Below are 26,553 nucleotides of genomic sequence, written 5' to 3' on the forward strand. Positions count from 1 at the left end.
TTATTATCGTCTACAGTTATGGTGTAATACAATTCTAGTACAATCATATTAGATAGTAAGTATTTGTGTTTTTTAACTATTGAAGGTGAATCATGAAAAACAATGCTATGCTGAAAATTGACCATATCAATACATATATCGGTAAGACGCAAATTATTAAGGACGCTTCTTTTGCAATTGAACCGGGCGAGGTCGTGGGCTTAATCGGACCCAACGGAGCGGGCAAAACAACCATTATGAAGACCATCTTGGGCCTGACCAAGTTCACGGGTAGTATCACGGTGGACAAAAGCCGTGTCACGGAGACCAAACACAAGGCCTTGAAGCGGGTGGGGGCCCTGATTGAGCACCCAGCTATTTATCCGTTCTTGACGGGCAGACAGAACCTGGAACTATATGCCCGCGACCAACGCGACATGGCCCAGCTTGTTGCAACCCTGCAGATGGATTCCTATATTAATACAAAGGCTAAGGGCTATTCCCTAGGCATGAAGCAGAAGCTGGGGATTGCGATTGCGCTGCTCAACCAGCCCCAACTGGTAATTCTCGATGAACCGATGAATGGACTAGATATCGAGGCCACCATTGGTGTGCGCAAGTTGATCAAGCGTTATGCCGATCAAGGAACAGCCTTTCTTATTTCGAGTCACGTTCTAAGCGAATTGCAGAAGGTAATGACTCAGGTGGTGCTGATTACGGCAGGCAAGGTCATTGTCAACCAGCCAACGGATGAATTTAACCGGGTAAGCCGTCAAAAATACAAAGTGATTACGGAAGATAATGGTCGAGCACTGCAGATGCTGCAGAAGCAGAAGATTGCGGTGACGTCTAAAGACAATTATCTTATTGTGGATAAGAAGAATATCTTTGCCATTCAGGACGTTCTTTTTGAAAACAACGTGCACCTGCAGGAAATGCTGCCGCTGGAGGCTAACTTTGAGGAAATTGTCGTTAACATTCTAGACCGGGAAAGAGGTAAGGATGATGGGCGCTAGTCTCAGAGAAGAAATCTATAAGTTTTACCACGAAAAAATCGCCCTGTATGGGATATTAACCATGCTGGTCTTGATGGTCTACAGTTCTCTGACGGCCAACATTACCAAATCTACGCTGGCCTTTGGCTTTGGTTCAATTGAGTGGATACCTATTATTCTGATTGCAGTTGGTTCGGCCTTCTTTGCTATGGAGTACAGTAATAATACGATTATCACGCTGATGTACAAGAATTCGAGCAAGCTGAAGATCTACCTGGCCAAGTTCCTTGTTGTTTTTGCTTATGGTATCGTACTGGTAATAGCCGCTAGCCTCTTCACCCTGATATTAAATTGGCTACTCGTGCCGGGCGCATTCAGTTGGACTGCTGTCTTCATGGGGCATGCCCTGTGGGTTGACCTGCTGCTCAATATGTGCGGTGCAGTAATCTACTCCTTCTTCATCGTGGGCTTGTCTTTCATGCTCATCATGTTGGTTAAGGTCAACGCGGTGGTAATCTGTGTTGGCTTGGCTTTAGCTTTTTTCGGCGCCAGTCTTTCTAGTGGTCTGATGGCGGTCTTGCCCTCCCAGATTGGAATCATCAAGTGGAACCCGCTTAATATGATTTTTATCTCCCAACAGTTAACCAGAAGTTCACTTAGCCTTAAGTCCAACTTGACTGATGTCCAGCTAGTTATAGCTACGCTTATTTACGGTATTCTGTTTGCAGCGCTAGGCTACTATATGTTTAAGCACCGCAGAGTTTAGATTGCAGAAGGGAAAATATAAAATATGCTTTACAGTATTAAACAAGAATTTTATAAACTGCGCCACAAAAAGATTGCCTGGATTGCACCCATTATTTTGCTTGCACTGATGATTATTGCCGGGTACGCACTGGGCGCTAAGGAAAACAAACTGTTGCTGGCACTTTGCTTTGACGCACCCGATTGGATCATGTTTATCCTAGTCGTGGTTGGTGCGACTACCTTTTCCATGGAATTTCAGAATAACGCGATTTTGACTCTATTGTACAAGGCGTCAAACAAGGTTGACGTTTACTTGTCAAAGTACGTTGTGCTGTTTCTCTATGACGTCTTTTTACACCTGCTGGCAATAATGTACACTGTGCTGCTGCACTACACGCTGTTTAGTTCATCCGTTAAGTGGACGACAATCTATTTATACGGCCGACCGGTATGGGAAAACATGCTCGCGGCAACTGCGATTGACTTGGTAACAACAATGCTAATCATCACGCTCGTGTTCCTGCTATCCTGCCTGATTAGCAGCAATGCAATTGTTGTTACCGTCAGTTTCCTGTTTGTGTTTATGGGGCAAACGGTTTCTAGCAATTTGCTGAATTCAAATAGGTTTGTCAATGTAATGAGGTGGAATCCGCTGAACATGCTGGACTTGACTAGACAGTTTGGCAATTATTCCATGTATGTCGAAACCACGCACCTGAATAACATCCAGATTCTCAGTGGCTCACTGGTTTATATTGCCATCTTCTTTATCCTCGGCTATCTAGTGTTCCGCAAGAGGCGCTACTAAAAAATGGCATTATTGCTCTTGGCTGATTTAATTATTATAGTTTTAGCATCGTTTTGCAGCTTTACGGGGTCGTCTTGACTTTGACAGACGTCTTTGCATCAAAATGAGTATCAGCCCCAGACAAACAAAATAGACCAGTCCCAACAACTTTCGCAAGTTATGGAATCGGTCTTTTTTGTCCGTGTTAAATTTTTCGCGGTTGAATGAGCTTATACAAGAAAGGCACTGCCATAGGGAGTTAGCACAACCTATAGCAATGCCTTTTTAGCGCGAGGGCGAGGGGACGAAAACGGCATTTCCACCGCTCGCACGGGTATCACCTTTAGTTTGTCAAAATATTAATCCTTTTCTTCGTCCTTTAGGTGGGAATAATCCTTGGGTGCAACCCGCTTGATACGCAGGTTGCGGTGCGGTCTGCCTAGAATCAGTGGCACCCGCTCAATCACAGTGTCCGTGTATTCTAGACCAAACCAGGAAGCCGGGTTAGAAGAGAGGTTTTGCAACCAGACACGGGCCGTAAGCATCCACTTTTCGAAGCCCTTGAGCCTGGTCAAGGGACTAACCACATCGTTCACCAGAACAAAGGAGAAATCGCCGACCTGGCGGCCCGGCGTAGTCGTGTATTCCTGTGGCTGCGCCTCGATTGTGCCGTCTTTGATCAGGTCTTGAACAATTTGCCGCAAGTAGACGTTCACGCTGGTTTGTTTTTTGAAGCCCAAGAAAAGCTGCACGTTAATGACGTTCTTGGTGTCGTACGTGTTGACGGCGTAGCGGGCCGTAAACGGTTCATTGGTGATATTGACGGTGACAAACCAGTAAGCACTGGCCCGCTTGGGCCGCTTATCAAGAATCGAGTAGAGAATCTCGCGCTTGATGAACTTGTTGTACTTGACCGGGGCCATGTAAACCAAGTTGGTAGCATAGACCGGATAGTCGTCATCGTGGCTCAGGTCGGTGAGCATGTCGGTGTATTCATCAAGGCGGACGTAGGTTTTAGCGCCCTCATGCTTGTCACGCACCTTGTTACCGAAGTACCAGATGAACATGATTATGCCAATGAAACCAGCAATTAGGACGGTAACATAGCCCCCACGCATGAACTTGGTCAAGCTGGAAATCAAAAACATCCCCTCAATGAAGCCAAAGACAATTAAAAAGCCGAGTCGCAGTATTAATGGATGCTTTCTAATGCCTAGGTATTCAAATAAAAGTAGGGTGGTCATGAGCATGGTAACGGTGATAGATAACCCGTAGGCAGCTTCCATATGCTCAGAAGTTTGAAAGCAGATGACGATGGCTACAGTGGCAGCACAGATCATCTTATTGACGGCGGGAATGTAGATCTGTCCGTGCTTAGTCGTCGGGTACTGGATATTCATCCGCGGCAAGAACTTCAGGCCACTGGCTTCGGAAACAAGCGTGAATGAACCGGTAATTAAGGCTTGTGAAGCAATGATGGCAGCAATTGTAGCCAAAATGATGCCGAACAGCCGCAGGTTAGCTGGAACCGCCTCAAAGAATGGGTTCAGTTCCGTCCCGTTGGTCTTGAAGCCCGGATTTTGCAAAATCCACACACCTTGGCCCAGATAATTCAGGGCCAGACAGATAAAAACGTAGGGCCAGGAGCCGTAAATGTTGCCCCGGCCGACGTGGCCAACGTCGGAATATAGTGCCTCGGCTCCAGTCGTGGCCAGGAAGATTGAACCTAGTATAAAGATACCAACCTTATTGGCAGGACTAAAAAGAATCTTTACGGCCCAGTATGGATTTAAGGCCGCAATGATCGACCAATCATGCATCATATTGTTGATGCCGATCAGGCCCAAAAAGGTAAACCAGACAAACATGATAGGGCCGAAAGCCTTGCCGATACTGCTAGTGCCCAGCATTTGAATAGAAAACAGCGCTAGCAAAATCACAATGGTGATGATAACGACGGCATACTGGTTGGGAACCGGAACGCTGGAGCCGAAGCTCATCTTTTTCAGTCCTTCAATTGAAGTGGTAACCGTCACCGCCGGCGTCAAGGTACCGTCAGCCAGTAGCGCAGCACCTCCAATCAGCGCGGGCATGACCAGCCACTTGGCGCGCTTGCGCACCAATGCATACAGTGCAAAGATGCCGCCTTCACCGCGGTTAGTTGCGCGCAAGGCGACTAGGACGTACTTAACGGTGGTCAACAGCATGACCGTCCAAAAAATCAGCGAGATCGAGCCCAAGACCATCTCGCGGTTCATGTTGGCAATCCCACCATTGCCAGTAACAATTGACTTCATAACATAGAGCGGGCTTGTGCCGATATCGCCATAGACGATTCCGACCGTAATCAGCAGCCCCGCCGCTGAAATCCGCTTCTTTTTCTGATCCATAGTTATTTATTTACTCCCATAGACTTACCGTAAAATATTTTAAGTAAAAGAGAATGTCAAAGCGACATTCTCTTTTAAGTCTCTATTCTGTTCCTTTTTTGTTTATAGTACAAGCAAATTATGATAAAGAATTCGAAATTTCGTTCCGCTGCTGCTCGTACCAGTGGTCCCAGTCTTGGTAAGACGTCATTTTGGCAGCGTCGATCTCATCTTGAGCGGTAATTTCAGCGACGATGCTCTGGAAGTTGTGGGCGTGGTATTGCAGGGCATGGTTGACCAGTTCCTGACGAGAAAAGTGGATGTTGTCAAGCAGGTAGTGGTTGATGTCGACCATGTTGGAACTAGTATCGTAAGTGTTCATGATTTCCAGGTCACGCTGGTTGAACTTGGCGATGTAGAAGTCAGTGAACAGCTGCAGGTATTCAGGCTGTGCAGTGAAGTCCTCCTGCGGCATCGTTACCCATTCGGCTTCGGGAACGACCACCTTGAGCAGCTCTTCTCTTTCCTTTTTTTCCTGCTCCTTCTTTTTTTCTTGTTCGGTTTTAGTATCTTTGATGTTATTTTCTTTTTCGGTCAAAGCAGACACCCCTTTAATAAATATCGTCAAACGTGAAAGTCAATAGTCATTTTACCTAGTTTAGGCGGCAAAAGCAACTATTGCAGCGATTATCACGCAGTCACTAATCTTTTTACCATTGTATTAGTAAAATTATAGCACCTTTGCCACCCCGGATTAAAGCCCAGTCGATGCAAAGGGTGCCATGCACAAGCAAGAGCCGTATAAAAAGCACCCCTAACTAAATCTGCTTAGTCAGGGGTGCCCATCTGGACAAGCTTGCTCGTTTTGCTATGCCGCTAAACCGATAGGGTGTTTACGGCTTCAAGTAGTTCTCAACGTCCTGCTTGGTGATCTTGCTTGGCTTCGTGCGTCCGGAATTCCGGTACAGGTCAATCAAATCCTGCGGACTCCATGACATTCCGTCGTCGCCCATCAGCTTGCCGACACGCTTGCGCAGCTGCTTGATCTGCTTGGTGGTAACGGTCTTGCCGTGCACCTTGTGGTTGCCCATGGCGCCTTCACCGACTTTGCCTGCGTTGCCCGTGTCTTTAGCGGCGGTGGAATTGTCCACGCCCGCGGCCGTGCCGTTGTTGCCCTTGGCGGCCGCCTGCTTGTTGACCTTGATGCCCTTTAGCGCGGCCTTCTTGTACTGGGCGTAGTACTTGCCGTCAATGTACGGCAGGTCAATCACCTTCTGGTACTCGTCAATGGCCTTTTCGTAATCCTTGCTTGCTTCGGCCTGGGCTGCAGCGGTAAAGATGGGCTTGATCTCGCTGTCGTAATTGTCCTGAACGTCGGCAATCGTCGCCTTCAGCTTGCGTCCTTGCCGCGCCAGGACGGCGTAGCCGCTGCTCTTGGTGATGACGTTGTCGGCCATCACGCGCGCACGGGTGTACTGGCCGGCCTTGGTAGCGGTGATTGCGGCTTGCATGCTGTCGGACTGGTCCTTATAGGCCCGCGCCTCAGGCGTCTTTTTAATGCCGATAGCCTTGGCGAAGGCCTTGCTTGCCCGCTTGTAGTTCTTCACCGCAACGGCATCCTTGCCGCTGGTCATTGCATCATTGTAGGAAGCATTAACGCGATCGCCGTTTGATTTTTGCGTTGCGTAGAATGCACCGCCGCCGATGGCGATGATCACCACGACCACAATCGTCCACATCGTAGATTTTTTCATAATAGGAATTTATCCTCCTTGCTAATACTTATATCAATTATAGATGGTTTAGGCGCATTTGACTACTCAATCGGGTATTTAGCTAGTTAAAATTAAAAAATTGCCATAAAAATGTTACACTTCGACCCGCTCGATTCGTTAGTAATAGTGTAAGAGATTAAGCGCGCGGATCGATTACACCACCCGATGTTTCATTATAGATGCTTAATTATAAAGGAAGGTTAGTAAAATGAACTTTGAATTACTCGAACAATCCATCCAGTACACATTCTTGAATTCCGCTTACGGCGAGGACGGCACCAATTCCCGCACCCTGCGGAACGTGAAGAAGGGGGCAACTGCAACGGGCCTGGCCCAAGTCGGCGGCGCAATCGCCGACCTGCAAGGCGACGTCCTGGGCGCAGCAACCCTGATTCAGCGGCACGCGGTTCCGCTAACCGTTGAGGAATAACCAAGAATAATATTATAGGTAAAAAGGAGATTCATCATGACGACAACAACGAGTTTGCAATTAGTATTCTTAAATGGTAGAAACAGGAAAGTCAACTTATCATTGCCCGATGCGGCCCCTGACTTAGAGGCGACCGCAGTTAAGGCGGCAATGGCAAAGATTGCGGGGGCAGACGCCTTCGAAAAAGATGGGGTTGATGTGTATAAGGTTCCTAAGTCTGCTGCGTACGTTGAACGCACTGTTACTAGCGTGTTCGATGATACTGCAGATCAGCCGAGTTAGTCTGCAGATTCTGGACGTATTAGAGAAGTTGATTAGGCAAGTCAGGCGGCTGTATAAGCGCAAGTAGTCGCCGGGCATGAAGACCGTGCTCACGCGTGGGTGCGGTCTTTTTATGTGCCTTAGAAACGTTTCGTTATTATTTTGTAAAATTTGTGTATCATTTAAGGTCTTGACTAAACATTTATTGAGAAGACTTGACGGTGTATTGGTTGCGCTATTAGGCTTTCTCGCCCCTGGCTCAAATTACGGGCCACGTGCAGGAGATAACTATTTATTACAAAAGTGTGTTAAAAACGCCGAGTCCTTGCAATTTGGCCTAAAGGTAGGTACAATATGAAATGTGGTAAGTAATAGCTATGCTTCAGGTTCGCTAGCCTGTACGCATGCGCGTTCTTCAGCTTGAAGGCTACCTCATAAGAGTTATAAACTTATGATTTCAGCTAGAAGGGTGTTGTAACAATGTAGGCTCAAAACGACTGAACCTATAGTCTATTACTATTTTGTATATACACAAGGAGGAAAGACCACATGAAGAAAAATTTAAGAATTGTTAGTGCTGCTGCTGCTGCTTTATTAGCTGTAGCTCCAGTTGCTGCATCTGCTGTATCAACAGTTTCTGCTGATACTACTGTTTCAGGTACAGTAACATCTAATGGCGTAAGCAGTTCACATGCTATCTTAGCTGGTATTACTGTTACTAACTACGGTGCTGTTAAAGTAGGCGACTCTGCTTCTAAGTTAAAGGCTAATATTTACAGTACTGTTGGTACACCGAATATCAAGAACGCACCTATCAAGATTTTTAAGTACGTTTCTGGACAAGATGCAAAGACTTATGTTGATGGTGATAAAGCAGGTACTCCTACCGCATCTGTAGATACTCTTGCAGGAAACACTGTTTATGTAGCTGTTATATCAAACATGTCAATAACTGGTATTGATGGTAGCGACTACACTTTAAACGGAGTTAAAGCAGACGTTAACACTAATACAGCTTCTATCAATGGAATCAACTTGGTTAGTGCGCCGTTCCAAATCAGCGCTACTACCCAAGATGGTGCTCCATCGGTTAAATTGACTGGCACTAAGAACCAAGTATCTAGTGGTGAAATTGGTCTTGGCAACGGCAAATACAATGTTTCAAGCATTGTTGATGCAATCAAGGCTAAGTACACAGTTGAAACTACTGTTGCAAATGTTCGCCCAAGTGCCAACCAAGCTTATAGTGATTGGGACGACCTTACCCGCGATGTTAAGGATGCTTTAAAAGCTGCTGGCATTACAGTAAATGCTGATGGTACTTTTGCTAAACCAAGTGCTTCATTTGTTGTGAATGCTAAGTTACATGCTTCTAATGGTGTTGATGTAAACTTCCCAGTAACAGTTAGCCCAGACCCACTTACTAATGGTGACGCAACATTCCCACAAATTTGGTTCAACAAGGTTCCTTACAAGGGTGCAAGCAACACTGTTGATGTCGCTGATGCAAGTTTCAACTATGTACCACTTAACACGGGTGTAAACGTTAGTGGCATCCAAGCTGCATTTGAAACTACTGTAAGTGCAACTAATTCTACTAAGATGGTACCTAACGTTGACATCAGTAAAGTTAACACTGCTGTTGCTGGCAAGTACCCAGTAGTTGTTTCTGCAACTAACACTGATGGCAAGACCACTTCAGTTACTTTCTACTTAACTGTTGGTGCTAAGGGTGCTACTTACAAGAACATTCAATCAAATGTTGATGTTCCAGTTTATGAGATTAACGGCAACACTGTAACTGACACTAAGACTGTTCTTAAGAATGGTGCTCAAGTTGCTACCTTTGGTACTGTAACTATCAACGGCAAGTCATACACCCGTCTTAACAGTGCTGACTCAACTAAGTTCATTGAAACTAAGTACATTGACGGTTCAGTTAAGCCTGCAGTTACTGAAACTAAGAAGGTTATGCACAACTCATACGTTTACAACAAGGACCACAAGCGTGTTGGTACTAGAATGATTGGTGCTTACTCAAACGTTGAAGTTACTGGCGCAGCTACTAAGCTTGCTGACGGTAGCCTTGTTTACCAAATCGGTGACAACGAATACGTAATGGCTGACAACATTGACGGTACTGCTCGCGTATTGTCACACAACGCTTATGTCTACAAGACTTCTAAGAAGCGTGCCGACAGACGTGTTCTTCACAAGGGCGCAACTGTTGTTACCTACGGTTCACCTTACACATTCAAGAATGGTAAGGCTTACTACCGGATTGGTGGCCCAGCTAAGCAATACGTTAAAGTTGCTAACTTCAAGTAATTAAATTCTTAATTGCTTAAACAGAAACGGAAACGAGAAATCGTTCCCGTTTTTTGTTTGCTCTTTTTATTTTTTGTAATCATTGTTAGCTAGATGTAACATGGAAACGGCTTGAATTCACACATGAAAGCGGGTACTCTGGGACTAGAGGGTGGCAGCGCTGAAAGGTTAAGATAATTTGCTGTCACTAGTTTATAAAGAAGGAGGAACATTCATATGAAGAAGAAGTTAAGAGTTGCTAGTGCGATTGCTGCTGCTTTATTGGCGGTTGCCCCTGTGGGTGCGGCGTCTGTGTCGAGCGTATTAGCTGCCAGCGTCACCATTGACGACCAGCCCGGTACAACTAACAAGGATGAGGCCACGCTGAAGCTGACCATTGAGAACAAGGGTGACCTGGTTGACAACTACAAGGTCGCTGATCTGCAGATGAAGGTGGCTACGCCCGTCCTGCCGGCGGGTGCCAGTGTGAAGGCAGAGGATGCCAAGATTTACACCGATATTGATCTCGGTCCGGACGGCAAGGGCCTTGTGGGCAAAGATAAAACCGAAGTTAAGAAGAGCCTTACGGCTGGGAAAGTCTATTACGTGGGCACAAACGTAACCATCTCGCATCTAGAGCCTAATAAGACTTATAAAATAACAATGGGCGACGGGATATACAGCCTCGAGGCCGACAGCAAAGGCACCATCGCTGACATCGGCGTAATCAGCGATCCGCTCAGCTTTTTTGACGAGAAGTTGACGGGCAAGCCAATCGTCAAGGAAGGAACCCAGACGGTTACGTCGGGCTCCGTCAATTTGTCTTCTGCGGATAACAGTGTCGGCGCAATCGCAGCCAGGATTGCAAACAAGTATTCCGCAACCACGGACGGCAAGGCCCAGGCCGACTTCAGCAGCATTGAACGCGACGTTTATGCAGGGCTGCAGGCGGCTGCCATCTCCGTGGATAAGGATGGCAAGTTCACTAAACTCGATATTCCGTTTCGGGTTACCCTGAACCTAGTGGCCGGTAACGGCAAGCAGGGCACTTTTGTCGTCACGGTTTACCCCGCTGACACCTCCATCGTTGTGAATCCACCGACCACAATCATATCTAACAGTGCGATTTACAAGACTGTCCAGGCCAGTGGCAACGTGCCAATCTATGAGATTAACGGTGCAAGCGTGACGCCCACGAACACCATTCTCAAGAATGGTGCCGTGGTGGCCACCTACGGCACGGTGATCATCAACGACGTATCCTACACCCGGCTCTACGGGCCAACCACCAATAGGTTCATCGAGACCAAGTACGTAGAAAAGACGGCTAACCCGGTAACACCGGCCAAGCCAACACCTACTGCGGTCAAGCGGATAATGCACAACTCATACATTTATGATGCTAACCATAAGCGGGTTGGCACCAAGATGTTGGCCGCCTACAGCTACGTCGACGTTTATGGCGCGCCAACTAAGCTTGCCGACGGCAGTCTGGTCTACAAGATTGTCAATGGCCAGTACGTAATGGCCGACAACATCGATGGCACCGCCCGGACGTTGACGCATAATGCCTACGTCTATAAGACCTCCCGGAAACGTGCTGACCGGCGCGTTCTTTACAAAGGGACAACGGTTGTTACGTACGGTTCACCGTACACGTTCAAGAACGGCAAGCGCTACTACCGAATCGGCGGGCCGGCCAAGCAATACGTCAAGGTTGCCAACTTTTAATTATTTGAACGATTAATGACAAAAGTGGAAACAAGTGTAAACGAATATGCGTTCCCACTTTTTGCTTTCTTATCTTTTTGTAAGTGCTGTTAACGATGTGTAATATTGACAAATCTTGCAATTACCACTGAAGCTAGGTACAATGTGGGTATGGTAAAGTAATAGTTTGTTTTAAGTTCGACAAGCCCATCGGCATGCGTAATTTTCTGCTTAAAGGCTACCTCACAGGAGTTATAAACTTGTGATTTAAGTTAGAAGACGTTGGAACTAGGTGGGTTCATCAGATTGGGCTACTGCTCTATTGCTGTTTTATACATATATAAGGAGGAACGACCATATGAAAAAGAATTTAGGAATTTTTAGTGCCGCGGCGGCAGCTTTATTAGCTGTGGTCCCATTTGCTGCATCGAATGCAGCACCTGTGAAGGCTGATACAAATGTGTCAGTTACAGGTGGATCGACTACTGCCCCTACGACAACGTCCTTTGGACTTAGTTTAAACATCACCAACCGGGCTAATTTGGTTAATGGTGATCTTCCGTCAAAAGTAACGGCATCGCTTTCAACGCCTAGCTTGCCATCCGGCGCAACGTTAGCTATATCACAGGCCAGGGTCTATACCGGTGTTAATGCTGCAACCCCTGACTCTGATGGTAATAGCAGGGGCTTTATTGGATCAGGTGTAGAAGTACCATCCCTCAGCAATCAGGTTCCTAAAGATGGTAAAGAAGCCCCAACTTATTATCTAGCCGCATATGTTACCATCTCAGGCTTGAAGGCAAATACGGATTATACAATTGAAGTTAACGGCACGAAGTGCAAAACTAGGTCGGATGTCACTGGTACGATTAGCCAGTTCGGTGTAGTGAGTCCGGGCTTTACCCTCTTCGACACTACTAAGGGCGGTGCACCTTATGTTGTTGACAAGAGCAATCACACCGCTGTCGACGCCGGCTCAATTAGCTTTAGTACATACACCGTACAGGGCATTGCCACTGAAATTATGAATAAGTATGTGCCTACGACTACGGGTGTTGCAAGTGCAGAATTTAAGGACATCAAGCAAGATATCCGTGAAGCGCTCAAGAACGCTGGCGTTACCATCAAGTCTGATGCCAATGAATCATTTGACAAGCCGGCAACCCAATTCCCGATTACGCTGAACTTGCAGGCAGATAACGGCAGAACCTCGACCTTTGTTGTACATGCTACGGCTGGCGCCTCGACCGTAAATACTGCCGATGATACTTATCCGGTCATTATCTTGGGCAGTACCAACGAACCAGACTCAAAAGACGTCTATAAGGGTACGAGGACTATCGATGCTGTGCCTGCTTCGGCCACTTGGGACTCCGTACCGGTTAACGGCGTTGTCAACACCGACGCAATTAAGAGTGCATTTACTGCGCGGGTAAGCGGTAAGACTGGGGTAGATCCAAATAACAAGGATAAGAAAATTCTTGTTGATGCATACATGGTTCCTAGCGTTGATATCAGCAAGGTTAACACCAAGGTTGCGGGCAAGTACCCGGTTACTGTTTCTGCAACTAATGCCGACAACAAGACTACCAAGGTTACCTTCATGTTTACGGTTGGCGTCAAGGGTGCAACCTACAAGGTTGTTCAGGCCGACATCGCTGAAGTGCCGGTTTACGACATTGTCGGCAACGCGGTAACCACTTCGAAGACGACGGTCAAGAACGGTGACCAAATCGCTACCTTTGGTGACCCGGTCAAGATTGGCGACAAGACTTACACCCACATTAACAGTGCTGACTCAACCCAATACGTTGAGACCAAGTACATTGACGGTTCCATTAAGACGGCCGAGAAGGTTGCCAAGAAGGTTATGCACAACTCGTACATCTACGACAAAGACCACAAGCGTGTTGGCACCAGCAAGCTGCTGTCCTACACTACCATTCAAGTGTACGGTGAAGCCACTAAGCTTGCCGATGGCAGCCTGGTTTACAAGATTGGCGACAACCAATACGTAATGGCTGACAACATCGATGGCACTAAGCGGGTATTGACGCACAATTCCTACGTTTACAGAACTTCTCGGAAGCGTGCCAACAGCGTTGTACTGCACAGGGGTGAAACGATTGTTACCTACGGGAACCCATACACGTTTAAGAATGGTATGAAATACTACCGGATCGGTGGTCCAGACAAGCAATACGTTAAAGCTGTCAACTTTTAATTGATTTGTTAACGCATAATTAGTGTTAGAAGAGAAAACGAATGATTCGTTTTCTCTTTTTGCTTACGACATATTTTGTTTTCGAAAAAGTAAACATTTCTTAATAAACACTGCATATCTTGCAATTCAAGTCAAAGGTAAGTACAATTTTAAATGTGGGAAGTAATAGCTATGCTTCAAGTTCGATATCCTGTATGCATGTGTATTCTTCAATTTGGAGACTACCTCATAGGAGTTATAGACTTATGAATTCAAGTTTGAAGGGTATTGTAACAATGTAGGCTCATACAACTGGACCTATAGCCTATTACTATTTTTATATTACCCAAGGAGGAAATCCACATGAAGAAAAATTCAAGAATTGCTAGTGCTGCTGCTGCCGCCTTATTGGCTGTGGCTCCAGTCGCTGCTTCTGGCGTGTCAACGGTTTTTGCTGACTCGAATGTAACGGTTGTTGGCGGGAATACAACCCCAGCTTCAGCAGCCACGATTGCAATGGGCTTGAACGTTAACAACGTTGCCAGTCTGGTCAAGGGTGATCCTGCATCTAAGGTGCAAGCATCACTTGCAACGCCAACTATGCCAACAGGTGCTACGGTTTCCGTTTCAGCTGCTAAGGTTTACACTGGCCTTGATACTACTGGTGCTAAGGGTCCAGTTGGAACTGCAAATACCGAAAAGCCGCAGCTTGACTCAACCACTGATACCTACTACTTGGCAGCAACTGTAACCATTATGGGCTTGGAAGCGAATAAGACATACGCTATCACCATTAATGGCAAAGTATATAATGTTGCTGCAGATCCTACAGGTTCAATTACTGGCCTGGGTGTTGCAAGCGAAGGCTTCAAGCTGTTTGATGCTAGCCTGACCGGCGCTCCGTTTGTTAAGGACGCTAAGGCCAACGTTGTCGTAACTTCAGGTGCAATTGACCTGGCCTCGACTGAATACAACGTTAATGCGATTGTAAACAAGATTAAGGCTGCTTATACTCCTGCAAGCACTGGGGCTGCAACTGCATCATTTACAAACCTGGACAAAGACGTTCGGGACAGCCTGAAGGCAGCGGGCATCACGGTCAAGGCCGATGGCTCGTTTGACAAGCCGGTAGCTTCATTCCCAGTGACAATCAACCTGATTGCCACTAACGGCAGGACGGGCACGTTCACTGTTACGGCAACCCCAAGCACCGACACCAGTGACCCAACCTACCCGGCCATCACGCTTGACGGCTACAACGGTGGCAAGGCAATGAGCGTTTCGGCTACCATCAAGGACCTTCCAGACAGCGTTAACTTCAACTACGTTCCAGTTAATGGCGTCGTTAACACGAAGGCTATCCAAGATGCGTTCAAGACGACGGTTAGTGGAACCGACAAGACAGTCATGGTTCCTAGCGTTGACATCAGCAAGGTTAACACTGCTGTTGCCGGCAAGTACCCGGTAGTTGTTTCTGCAACCAATGCTGAGAACAAGACGACCAAGGTTACCTTCATGCTGACTGTTGGCGAAAAGGGCGCAACTTACAAGACGATTCAGGCCGATATTACCGATGTTCCGGTTTACGAAATCACCGGCAACACGGTAACCACCTCTAAGACAACGGTTAAGAACGGCGACCAGATTGCTACGTTCGGCGACCCGGTCAAGGTTGGCGACAAGTCATACACCCACATCAACAGTGCTACCTCAAACCTGTACGTTGAAACCAAGTACGTTGACGGCTCGATGAAGCCAGCTGCAACCGAGAGCAAGATGGTTATGCACAACTCATACGTCTACGACAAGGATCACAAGCGTGTTGGCACTAACAAGCTGATGTCTTACACTACTGTTGACGTAATTGGCAAGGCTACTACGCTTGCTGATGGCAGCCTGGTTTACCAGATTGGTGACAACCAATACGTCATGGCGGACAACATTGACGGTACTGAGCGGACGTTAACGCATAACGCATACGTTTACAAGACCGGTAAGAAGCGTGCCAACAGCACCCTCCTGAGAAAGGGCGAAACTGTTACCACTTACGGTTCACCGTTCAAGTTCAAGAACGGCAAGAAGTACTACCGGATTGGCGGCCCGGCTAAGCAATACGTTAAGGTAGCTAATTTTTAGTTAATAGCCGCGTTAATAATTAATAATAGAAACGGAAACGAGTAATCGCTTCCGTTTTTTTGATACCGGTAATCTTTTTAAATGTAATCGCTTGCACTTGCGTATAATAAAGGTGACAGCTCAATAAAAAGGAGGAAGAGCAAATGACACATCAGAAATGTAAAAAGTGGAATTTACCCCCGCAAGCCGAATATCACGTGTGGTCGAAAAAATTGCTGCGTGAACGGATTGGCCGGGATGCCGTGCTTAACAATTACCTGACTGTGGACCGTGATTATTGCATCAACCCGCATACAATTGCCCTCTATGAGTTTCAGCACGAGCCTTTGCTGGGGCGTTACAAAAGCGTGATTTTTGACTCGCACCGGGGTATTGTTTTAAGTTTGCACAGTAGCTGTGCACTCTTCACCGCCTTTTCTAAGAACTGCCTTCTTGCGGGGTTGGAGTTTCAACGAGTCTTTGCGCGAAAGATCAAGCAGTCGGGGTGTAACGTCATTGCAACGGGCCGGCTGGCGTATTTTTCCACTCGGAGCTATAACGTTGGCAACATTGACTGGGTGGCCCTGCATCAGATGACGGGTTTTCACCGGGTGAATCTTTCTACCACCATCTTTAAGTCGCTGGCTGGGGGCCAAACCAGTTACAATTTTTTATTTGATAACTGTAGTCGTTATCTTCATCGCCGGGTCGTTTCCAGTTTGATTTATAACCACGTTCTGCACCAGCTCAGCCTAGCTCACCTCGAACAAGTAATGGGCTGGCAGATCAAACGCACCAGCGGCCGGTCTCTGATTGATCAGGCGGACTACTACCAACCATGCCAGGCACTTGGTCGTCTCTCCCTAAAGCAAATTATCCGGGATATGCTGGAACAAAAGCATATTCGGTATGTTCACCGTCTGGCTGACTACCTCGACTTGCCGCACTTGCCTATCGCCCTGCAGCAGCTGATCTACCGGCTCTGTCAGCGCCCGGATTCATTGTATTGAATCGGCTGCCTTGCCAACCCCAAGCACGAATCTAGCAATTCGTGCTTTTGGTATTGCGGAGTTTTTTAAGCCGGAGTTTAGTCACCGTGCAGGCTGACGGTTCGGGCAATTGCACTTGTAGTTGTTAATGACAGTTCCACTGGCCTTAGGCCTTGAACGCATTAAGGTATGGTTTTTTTAATGAAGGTCAAACTGTTAACCTATAGTTGCACAAGCGCTTGTGACACCACCAAAAGGAGGAAGTTACAGTTGAATATTAGTGAAGCAGCCTGGCAAAGAGCATGGACAAACCGGCGGCTGGTTAAGGGCGCGCTAAAGGCTGCCCACGTGCGCCCCGATTATCGCAACTATGAAGACTTATTGCAAGAAGGACTGATTGTTTACGCTGCATTGCTGTCACGGGCAGGGGATTTGTCGCCAGCGGTCGTTGATCGGCGTAGTTTTCGCAAGATTATTTGGCACACGCTTGACCTGTTGCGGCGTGACCAAAATGTCCATGACCACCAGGTCAAATTCCTCGAAACAGTTAAAATTGACTATGAAGGTGATAATGACCGCATAGACTGGCTTGCAGTCAAGGAAGAGGTGCACCACCAGTCGCATTTGGTCCAGATGTTATTTTATGATCATTTTATCTGCGGTCAAACGATCACGGCACTTGCGCATAAGACCGGAATAAGCCGGGGCCACTTGCAGCGCAGCAAGCACCTGCTGCTAGTCCACCTGCGTAAAATTTTCGCAAGATAGATTACTTTTTGTAATATAAAACCGACAATATTACTTTTTGGCTACAATTGAGATCAAGCTCTTGTGAATACTCACACCGCTCGATACAATGAAAGTGTTGGTTAAGGAGGAATTTTAACGTATGAAGAGAAGACTTATCACGGGACTTGCGGCGACTATTCTGGCTGGGACGACCCTTGCCCCAATTACGAACTTAAGTGCGGCTGTCCCCATACCCACTGACCGGGTAGAAGCAGCCACGGTCCAAACGGCCTTTCTAGATACTGCGGCCAAGCAGGCACAGAAAATGGCGAAAAAATATGGTCTTTATCCGTCTGTAATGATTGCCCAAGCCATTGTGGAATCGAATTGGGGACAGTCCACGCTGGCCGTTAGTGCCCACAATCTCTTTGGCATGAAGGCTAATGATAATTGGCCGGGTGCAATCTATGCAGCCAAGACGCGGGAAGAAGATAAGAACGGCAAGAGCTACTATGTGGTTGCTAAGTTCAGGAAATATCCAAGCTTTCAAGAGTCTTTTGATGATAACGGTAAAAAGCTGCGCAATGGTGTGTCCTGGCAGCCTGATCGTTACCAGGGTGCCTGGTTGGAGAATGCCGCTTCCTACACGGATGCGACTAAGGCCCTGACTGGCACCTACGCCACGGATAGCAACTACAATAAGACTTTAAACAACCGCATTCATAATTATAATTTGACCCAGTATGACCCCCAGGTGCTGTCGACCACTAAGTCCTACCTAGTTAAGCAGAGTGGCCCTACCTATGCTTGGCCAACCGACCATTCTGTTTCGGCTAAGTCGGGATCGGTGGTAAGCGGCGAGTCAGTCACCGTTACTAAGATCATCACTTTTTATAATGGCAGGCAGCGGTTGTACATCGACGGCAAGGGTTGGGTTAACGATACCCTTCTCAATGAAGGAGGTGCCTTGCCGCCAGCTTCTAAGAAGCCTATCGGAAAACAAAAAGTTAATAAGACCTTGATGCATAATTCTTTCGTGTATGACGCTCAGGGCAAGCGAATCACGGGACTAAAGACCATTAAGTCCGGTTCTAGCGGTCAGGTAATTACCACTTATGGGCAGATGACCATTAATGGCAAGCGCTACTATCGTATTGGAGATGATCAATATATTGTTGCCAGCAATATCGATGGTACCATCAAGTCACTCAAGCATAATGCTTACGTTTATAATGATTATGGTAACCGTGACAACAAGAAGGTTTTGAAAAAGAGCACTTCAGTTGCTACCTTTGGTTCCGCCATCACAATATTAGGCCACAAGTATTACCGGATTGGCATTCACCAGTACGTTAAGAAGGGTAATTTTTAAACGTATTTGATTTTTGATAGAAAGTAAATATAGTTAAAAATGAATACTTAAAGGAATGAATACATCAAATGAAAATAACGAAACTAATGGCTACTGTTGCTATCGGAGTAGGATTAGTTGCGCCTATAGGGGTTAAGCGTCAGGCTCAAGTAGTTGAGGCTGCATCAATTAACGAAATAGCCAAGCAGAATAGTTACGTCGGTATAACCTATTTGTATAAAATGCTGCAAACACAGGGCATTCGGTACAACAAGTTTTATGCGCACGGTAATAAGATTAAGTACCGCAAAGGCAGTCCCGAGGGTATTGTTATCCACGAGACGGCAACGCCTGGGGCATCGGCTCACAATGAGGCAATCTACTTCAACCGGGCCTGGATGAACATGTACTCCTATGTGCATGCCTTCGTTGACCATAAGCAAGTTATCCAGATGATGACTCCGCAATATGGGGTCTGGGGTGCCGGGGCCGTGGCTAATAATCGCTTCATTCAGATTGAACTCTGCCAAGAAAATACCCGTAATAAATTTGCGAAGAGCGTCAACAATGATGCAATCTACGCTGCCAAACTCCTGCACCGTTACAATATCAAGCCAACCAATGCTTCTAATACCGGTAAGGGCAGCATTTGGTCCCACCATGCCGTTTCCAAGTTCTTAGGTGGAACCAACCATACGGATCCCGATGGCTACTTTGCCAAGTGGGGCTACTCAATGAATGATTTCTTTGCCCTGCTCAAGTACTACTACAACCTGCAGGCAGGTGAAACTGCCGCTGATGTGGTGAATGACAATGTTGTCAATAGTACCACCAGTGATATACCGGCTACAGGGACTTCGGCCAGTGATGCCAGCGAAACTGCCAGTGCAGTAGCCGATGCTGCGGGGGACACGAATGCCGCGCCGTCGACACCGGGTAATTCGCCGCAGGTCGGGACGGGCACTGCTGACGTAGTTGCACTGGGTGAAACCACCCTGATGCACGACGCTTATACTTATGACCAACAGGGGCAGCGGACGAATGCTGCATTGAAAACCGCTGGTACCAGAATCAACATTCAAGAAATGGTAACCATCAACAACCGAAAGTTTCTGCGCTTTGGTAGTAACGAGTATGTTGTGGCCAGCAATGTGATTGGTCGGGTGCGCACGTTGAAGCATAATGCCTATATTTATAATACAGCCGGACTGCGCGCTAACGACTTTAAGCTAAGCCGTGGAAAAACAGTCCGAACATATGGCGGCCGGATTAATATCGCGGGCAAGCGGTATTATGCGATTAGTCCTCATGAATTTGTTAAGGCAGCTAATTTTAAATAATTGCTAGTGTCAGGATGTTACAGACTAGTAAAAGCTGGGTGAGAACCGCTGGCAGCTAGCAGATAATCCTGCTTACCCGGACTAGCAGATAAATAAAAAAATGAAGTTAAACCCTTCAGACTAGTAAGAGCAGTCTGAAGGGTTTTATTATAGCTGGATATATATTACCTGCAGTGGCAGCTGACAAGTAACTGGATATAAATTAATACAAAACAACATACAAAACCATGAATGGACACAATAAAATAACGTGACGTAATTTGGTAAAATCCGGAGGTAAATTTTAAGCTGTTATTTTTTAAGTGAATATTTAACGCAGTTATGTTCCCTGGTTTTTCCCAAATGTATGATTTAAGAAGACCCGTAGCGGATAAATTAAATAAAAGTGGTCAAGGGTAATTTTTATCGGCATAAAGGGCTAGTTATGTTATTGGTTGACGGGTAAGCGCTGTCTTGATGGTGTTTTGGACTATCCCGTAATTAATTATTATAAATTGATAATAATTAATTTATTAATATAAGCTCTTTTTTTTATTGACAATTAGGACCTGCGTACTATACTTAGGCTATAAGAAAATCTCTATATCTATTACCTATACGGATATAGCTATAATGGTTGCTTCTAATAAAAGCAATACGATGGGGTGAAAATATATGTTAGGAAAAAATAATTATAATGAACGTTTACGGAAAATGGAAATGCAGGCTAAGCAGGACCGTTTCTCAATCCGTAAACTAAGTATTGGGGCAACTTCCGTGTTGCTGGGGTTCACTTTTTTTGGTTTGAACGCACATGCAGTCAAGGCTGCGGACGCATCAGCTGCTGGTCCTAAGAATGAAGAACAAAATGAGGCAAACGGGCAAAATGATTTGCAAAATAAGAATACGCTCGTAATTAAGCCGGCAGCAACTGCCCAAGCGGACACAGCACCCGCAAGTGCCAGCGAGCGGCCAACGATGTCCAAGACTGCGCCAGCTGCAGAGAATGAAACTCCCACTAAGGCGCCGGCTGCAAATCAGCAGAAATCTGCCCAAGATAGCACGCCGCCAACTGTAGCAGCTAACGCGCGCAAGCAGGATAAGTTGTCAACCTATTCAGGGTTGAAGCAGTTTTTGAAGTCCGCCGATGAAGAGGCAGCTGCTAAGAAGGCCAAGGCCAAGAAAAATGACCCAACGCCGGCACTTAAGGCTAAGGCTGCTGATGCTGTCCAACCAGTTGCACCGACGGCGCCAGGTATTTCGAGCAGCAATCAGGTGGGTTCGGATACTGGTGCAAGCTCTAACTATGATCACATTAATACCAACATTACTGATGCTGGCCAAACGACCAGTGAGACCGGTGCGGTGCCGACTGCTGCTGCGGCTAATACCGTCGAGCGGTTGGCAAGTTCGGCTAGCGACATTAATGTGCCGGGACAAACGGGCGTTAATGATGTCAACCAGCAGACAATGGTCGACATGAACAAGCCTAGACTCCAGGCTCGGGATGCAGCTAATTCTCGGACGGTGGCTAGTTGGAGGGATTTCAGGGCCGCTCTTAGTGATAGCACAGTCGACGAGATTGATATTGCAGCTGATATCACTGCCTCTGCACCTGCTGTAGGTACTAATGAATTTATTGTACCAGGCAGAAAGTTATTGATTAAGTCAGCTGCTGGTGGCAAGTACTCCCTTAACTTTGGAGGTTGGCACCCATCTTCTGCGTCTGACAATTTAGATTTGACTTATGAAAATTTATCACTAAAGAGTAGTGACTACTATGGTGTCATAAGAACTAATATACCAGCAGTTTCTACACAGCGTGCAAACATTACTTTTAGAGATATTGATTTTAATGGTTCGCAAATGGTTTGGACATCTGCGCATACTCACATTAAATTTGAGGGGACTAACCATTGTAGTACTGTTTATTATAATGGTGGCTTTAACACTCAACAGTTGTTTGAATTTAGTGGACAAGATAATTCTATTGACTTTACCGGTAATTTTACAGGTGCTAGCTATGGCGGTAACGTAATTGAAATGCAAGGTGATGGTAATACTGTCAGGATTGCTCATGGTGCTACGGTTACCCTAGTACCGGGAGGAAATTCTGATGCCTTAACGAGTACCAATGGTGCTGAGCATACCTCTTACATGTATGGCATTTACATGTCTGGAAGTAACCAAAAAGTAGACGTTCAGGGTACGTTGAATATTAACGTTGGCCAGTCTGATTATAATGGTAGTTTTGATAATAAGCAGGCTACAGCGATCCGCTTGGATTCGGCTTCTTCGTCAGTCAATGTTGGCGACGGTGCTGCAGTGAACATCACGACTAATGGTGACATTGCTAATAATAATTTGATTTATGTTGGTGGTAATTTTACTATTAATCCTAATGCTAGTGTGAATGTTGTTGGCAAGACGATGGGGAATTATGCAAATACCATGGTCCTAATTAATGGTAAGGTAGACATTGAAAATGGTAGCTTTAGCATTAAACTATTAGATGATGGTACAGGACATGGCGCAGGAACAGGTGCTATCACGCTAGTTGATGCTGCCGCTGGCGGTAATTTGTTAGTTAATAACCCCAATTCTCTGGTCTTAGATGCCCATTTGAACAAACAGGCCAGTCTTATCGGAAATAACACAATTCAAATTACTAATGTTCGGCAAGTTCTGTCATTAGGCAAGTATAAATTGACGCTACCCCCATTTCATAGGTTGACGGTAAGCAAATCTGGCAACTCTATTGTGCCTAGCAATTTAGTTTTGCTGAATGGTACGAGACAATTTACGCAGACCAAATATAATGAATTGGCGCAAGACGGTACGGTAAAAGCTATTTTAAGTCTCACTAAGCTGGATCTAAGCAAATATATTGGTAAATCTTATGATCAAATTTTTACTGATGTAATTACTAGTGCTTTTTCAGACCCAGAAAATGTAGGTTACAATGACATTGATTTGATCCCAGCGAACCCTAGTGGATTTTTGGATATTACTGATGCTCATGTAGCAACTAACGATGATGGTTCACGTACTATTACGGGACATATAAAGAATTACAACCCTGATATTGATGGTGATAATCCCCAAAATATGTTTCATAAACTTCTTCCGGTTGGAACAAGTGCCTACGTTGAAGCAATATATCATGGCTCTAAAGAAGGTCAACCTGTTACGGGAATTGATGGGCCTTATAGTGAAACAAATGATGATTTACTGCCTAAACAGTTTGCAGCTGAAGTAGACGCCAGCGGTAATTTTACTTTTACAATCCCTGCTGATGAAGTAGTTAAGTTAGCCAAGGGCGATGAAATTTCTTTGGTACCTGATGCTAACTTTGTTGGGTATAATCCTGAAGATGATGAGCGTCCAAGATTAGACTTAAATATTATTCCTTTAATTGATGTACAGGATGCTGCAGCCAAAGCAATTAAGGATAAAATTGCCGATGCTAAGATAAAAGTACCAACTGGATTAACTCCGGAACAAACTACAATTTTTGATAGAGATTTGGCTAAAGCGGCTGCTATTGCTTCGAAGCCAGGATCTACCGACTATGATGAAACACAATCAGTATATGGTCCTAAAAATACCGTTGGTGCAGTTAAAGAAGTCAATAGGCGTAGAGATATCGCTCTTAAACTTGTTGAAGCTGCTTTAGCATCGGCTATCAGAAATAGTCAATTGGGAACTGCAAAGCAAAGTGCAAAAGAAAAGATAAGGTTGGAAGCTGTAAAGCAGGTAACTTCTTATCCAACGCTTGCGAATAATATTAATAAAGCTCGCGACTTGGCATATGATGATATTGAGAATGTCCAAGATTCCACTAAGCTAGATGAAGTCACTAATGCGGGAATTGCCAAGGTTGACCAGGTTGTCACGGACTACAAGAACGGCGTCAAGAAAGAAATTAACGATGCTGCCAATGGCTTGCTTCCGACTATTGATGCTGCAGCCAATGACGCCAATATTACCAATAAGGAAAAAACTGAAATTCACCAAGTTCTTGAGGATGCGCTTGATGCTGTCACGGATATCGCCAAGGATGGTGGTCCGATTGATAACGATGCCAAGGAAGGTTCGGCCACAGAAACAGCCACCGTTGAAGGTGACAAAAATAAGGCTATGGGCAAAATTACTGCCGTCAAGAATAAGCTTGATGCCATCAAAAAACTGGAAGAGCTTGCCACTAACCAAATCAGTAGTCACAGCGATGACGCGGATGATATCAAGAATGCCCTCAACGACGGTGTTCACGAGATTCTGACGGGTATCGATGATGGTTCCAAAGCCACCAACATAATCAACAATATCCATGGTAATAAGGAGAAGGATAAAGCCCTTAAAACCATTACCGCAAATGCCGATGCCGCAAAGAACCGGGTGCTTCAGGCTGGCCTGGATTACACCAAGCAGCGACAATACCTGGATGAAATCGACGCTGTAGCCAGTTCTGCGAACAATGTCCTGAGCAGTACCGGCTCTGGTAGTATGACTGATGGAGAAATTAAGGACATTATAATAAGGGCAAACAATAAGTTTAATAAAGCTGCAGCCAAGGCTGAGGTTGAGGGCTACGCTAAGGGCTACATCGATGGCCTGGGTCTGTCGCCAGTTGATGCTAATAATGTAAACAATATAGTCACTAATGGTCTGTCGTTAATTAATAGTGTCGCTGACTCTGCCAATGACTTGTCATCCAGCATAACTGGTTATGAGGGCAACGCTAAGAAGAACATCCTGGACGCAGTTCATACTACTATCAAGGGTGTGATTAATGCGGCTGCAACCGAGGCTAAAGCCGCAATCGGGGTCACGACAGATAAGGCTATTGACGACGCTGTCACTGCCGCCGGCACTGTCATCGACGGCCACGACGCGGTTGCAGATTTAAAGAAGGACGTTACTAACGCTAACAAAGCCATCCTCGACGCTTACCGCAAGACAGCCAAGGCTAGTCTGGCAGACGTTGCGCAGACGGCCAAGGACGCCCTGGGCGTTACTAGCGATGGCGACATTGATCGTGCCGTAAGCATGGCTAACACTGCCATTGACAATGCCATTGACATTGTTGGCGTTACTACCGGTTTAACCACGGGTAAGAAGAATGTCCAGGATTCGCTCAAGGCTGCCGCTAAGAAGCAGGTGCAATCCGTTGCTGATGAAGCCAAGGGCTACTTAGGCGTCATGACGGACAAGGATATTGATGATGCCGTTACGAACGCTAATACCGCCATCGATGGTCATACTGTCGCTGGCGACATTAAGAATGACATTGCAACAGGTAAGACCAACGTCGTAAATGCATATAGAGATGACGCCAAGGCTGCTCTGCAGACTGAGCAGACCACGGTTAATACTGCCATTGACGGCCTGACCAATGTCAGTGCCAATGTCAAGAAAGGCATGCACAATGAGGTCAATGGGTACTATAATGACGCAATTGCTCTAATTATTGATCCGTCCAAGGCACTCGCTGACGTTGATGCTGCCAAGAAAGATGGCATCAAGAAGATGGATGACGTCTTAGCCAAGGCCCAAGCACTGGATACGGCGATTGTCAATGACAAGAAGAAGGTTGATGACGCCGTCACAGATGCTAATAAGCGAATTGATAATTCCGATTTGACAGACGCAGCTAAGACTAAGGCCAAGACTGATGTTGCTACTGCTGCAGATGCTGCCAAAGGAAATATTGACGGGGCAGCTACTGTGTCAGAGGCTGATAAGGATGCTGCTGATGGTATCAACGCCATTAATAGCGTTGTAACTACGGCAAGTGCCAGTGACTTAGATCAGGCCAAGAAAGAGCAGACGGCTACAATCGACACGAATGCAGCAGCTGCCAAGAAGCGCTTGCAGGATGACTACGACAAGCTAACGGTTGCTGAGCAGGATACCGTTGGACCGAAGTATAAGCAGGCTGTCGACGCGATTGATAAGGCTGCTACTGACGCTAAGTCTAAAGTCACTGGTGCCACAAATAAGGCTACAATTATTCAGGCAGAAGCAGAAGCTAACAGCAGCATTGCTACCGCAGAGACCCAGGGCCACTTGGATATTGCCAAGGTAGTAGCAGTCGATGAGGTTACTACAGCTGGTAATGACGCCAATAAGAAATTAGATGCAGCTGACCAGGCGAAGGTTAACAACATAGTAAACAAGGCCAAGACCGATATTACCGCTGCCGGCGACACTACCAGTGTGGTAACTATCAGAGAAAAGGCCAAGAGTGATATTGCTGCGATTGTAGCCGCAAACGACGGCGCAAATTCCGAAAAAGCGAAGATTGAAGCTGCTAAGGAAATTAGTAAGGAAAATATCGACTCTGCTGCTGCCGATGCCAAGCAAAAGGTTGAAGACGACTTTAAGGCATTAACGCCAGAACAGCAGAAGAATGCACAGAAAGCGCATGATGATGCAATCGGTGCAATTGATAGTGCCGCTACTGACGCCAAGAATAAGATTGACG

At 46.1% G+C, this 26,553-nt stretch carries 17 protein-coding genes; 14 read left to right on the forward strand and 3 right to left on the reverse strand.

Features of this window, described 5'->3' with window-relative positions; genetic code table 11:
- The first annotated feature begins 107 nt into the window (after positions 1–107).
- From AC2JF8_RS05290 to AC2JF8_RS05300, 3 genes are read left to right on the forward strand one after another with little or no spacing between them, the layout of a single operon-like run.
- On the forward strand, positions 108–995 hold the full coding sequence (locus tag AC2JF8_RS05290) for an ABC transporter ATP-binding protein (RefSeq protein WP_500761784.1): 888 nt from the start codon (positions 108–110) through the stop codon (positions 993–995).
- A complete protein-coding gene (locus AC2JF8_RS05295; RefSeq protein ID WP_500761725.1) occupies positions 982–1,740 on the forward strand; it encodes an ABC transporter permease in 759 nt (252 codons plus the stop codon). The genes AC2JF8_RS05290 and AC2JF8_RS05295 overlap by 14 nt, the downstream gene beginning before the upstream one ends.
- 24 nt (positions 1,741–1,764) lie before the next feature.
- A complete protein-coding gene (locus tag AC2JF8_RS05300) occupies positions 1,765–2,529 on the forward strand; it encodes a DUF2705 family protein (RefSeq protein ID WP_500761727.1) in 765 nt (254 codons plus the stop codon).
- 338 nt (positions 2,530–2,867) lie between these two features.
- Here the strand turns inward: AC2JF8_RS05300 and AC2JF8_RS05305 are convergent, their stop codons facing one another.
- The 3 genes from AC2JF8_RS05305 to AC2JF8_RS05315 form a co-directional block, all read right to left on the reverse strand.
- Positions 2,868–4,898, reverse strand: coding sequence for a KUP/HAK/KT family potassium transporter (locus AC2JF8_RS05305; RefSeq protein ID WP_500761729.1), 2,031 nt, complete (start codon positions 4,896–4,898; stop codon positions 2,868–2,870).
- A gap of 118 nt (positions 4,899–5,016) precedes the next feature.
- Positions 5,017–5,475 carry a hypothetical protein gene (locus tag AC2JF8_RS05310; protein WP_500761731.1) on the reverse strand — a complete coding sequence of 153 codons (459 nt, stop codon included), beginning with the start codon at positions 5,473–5,475 and terminating at the stop codon, positions 5,017–5,019.
- Between the two features lie 295 nt (positions 5,476–5,770).
- Positions 5,771–6,631, reverse strand: coding sequence for a hypothetical protein (locus AC2JF8_RS05315; RefSeq protein WP_500761733.1), 861 nt, complete (start codon positions 6,629–6,631; stop codon positions 5,771–5,773).
- 229 nt (positions 6,632–6,860) lie between these two features.
- Between AC2JF8_RS05315 and AC2JF8_RS05320 the strand changes: the two genes are divergently transcribed.
- From AC2JF8_RS05320 to AC2JF8_RS05370, 11 genes are all read left to right on the forward strand, one after another.
- Positions 6,861–7,082: a DUF1659 domain-containing protein gene (locus AC2JF8_RS05320; RefSeq protein WP_500761735.1), complete on the forward strand. Its 222-nt coding sequence runs from the start codon at positions 6,861–6,863 to the stop codon at positions 7,080–7,082.
- A 36-nt stretch (positions 7,083–7,118) separates the two neighbouring features.
- The gene (locus tag AC2JF8_RS05325) at positions 7,119–7,364 is read left to right on the forward strand and encodes a DUF2922 domain-containing protein (RefSeq protein WP_500761737.1); all 246 of its coding nucleotides are present in this window, start codon (positions 7,119–7,121) and stop codon (positions 7,362–7,364) included.
- 528 nt (positions 7,365–7,892) lie between these two features.
- Positions 7,893–9,671, forward strand: a complete 1,779-nt coding sequence (locus tag AC2JF8_RS05330) for an SLAP domain-containing protein (RefSeq protein WP_500761738.1) — start codon at positions 7,893–7,895, stop codon at positions 9,669–9,671.
- Between the two features lie 216 nt (positions 9,672–9,887).
- The gene (locus tag AC2JF8_RS05335) at positions 9,888–11,381 is read left to right on the forward strand and encodes an SLAP domain-containing protein (RefSeq protein WP_500761740.1); all 1,494 of its coding nucleotides are present in this window, start codon (positions 9,888–9,890) and stop codon (positions 11,379–11,381) included.
- A gap of 337 nt (positions 11,382–11,718) precedes the next feature.
- Positions 11,719–13,584: an SLAP domain-containing protein gene (locus AC2JF8_RS05340; protein WP_500761742.1), complete on the forward strand. Its 1,866-nt coding sequence runs from the start codon at positions 11,719–11,721 to the stop codon at positions 13,582–13,584.
- A gap of 342 nt (positions 13,585–13,926) precedes the next feature.
- Entirely contained in the window at positions 13,927–15,699 is a 1,773-nt protein-coding gene (locus AC2JF8_RS05345) for an SLAP domain-containing protein (RefSeq protein WP_500761744.1), read from the forward strand.
- Between the two features lie 143 nt (positions 15,700–15,842).
- Entirely contained in the window at positions 15,843–16,688 is an 846-nt protein-coding gene (locus AC2JF8_RS05350) for a hypothetical protein (RefSeq protein WP_500761746.1), read from the forward strand.
- 249 nt (positions 16,689–16,937) lie between these two features.
- The gene (locus tag AC2JF8_RS05355) at positions 16,938–17,435 is read left to right on the forward strand and encodes a sigma-70 RNA polymerase sigma factor region 4 domain-containing protein (protein ID WP_500761748.1); all 498 of its coding nucleotides are present in this window, start codon (positions 16,938–16,940) and stop codon (positions 17,433–17,435) included.
- Positions 17,436–17,556: 121 nt separating this feature from the next.
- Positions 17,557–18,768 carry an SLAP domain-containing protein gene (locus AC2JF8_RS05360; RefSeq protein WP_500761750.1) on the forward strand — a complete coding sequence of 404 codons (1,212 nt, stop codon included), beginning with the start codon at positions 17,557–17,559 and terminating at the stop codon, positions 18,766–18,768.
- A gap of 68 nt (positions 18,769–18,836) precedes the next feature.
- On the forward strand, positions 18,837–20,087 hold the full coding sequence (locus AC2JF8_RS05365; protein ID WP_500761752.1) for an SLAP domain-containing protein: 1,251 nt from the start codon (positions 18,837–18,839) through the stop codon (positions 20,085–20,087).
- A gap of 693 nt (positions 20,088–20,780) precedes the next feature.
- The coding region (locus tag AC2JF8_RS05370) for a pectate lyase-like adhesive domain-containing protein (protein ID WP_500761754.1) at positions 20,781–26,553 on the forward strand (5,773 nt) is incomplete at its 3' end.

This window comes from Lactobacillus sp. CA30L, from assembly GCF_059900845.1.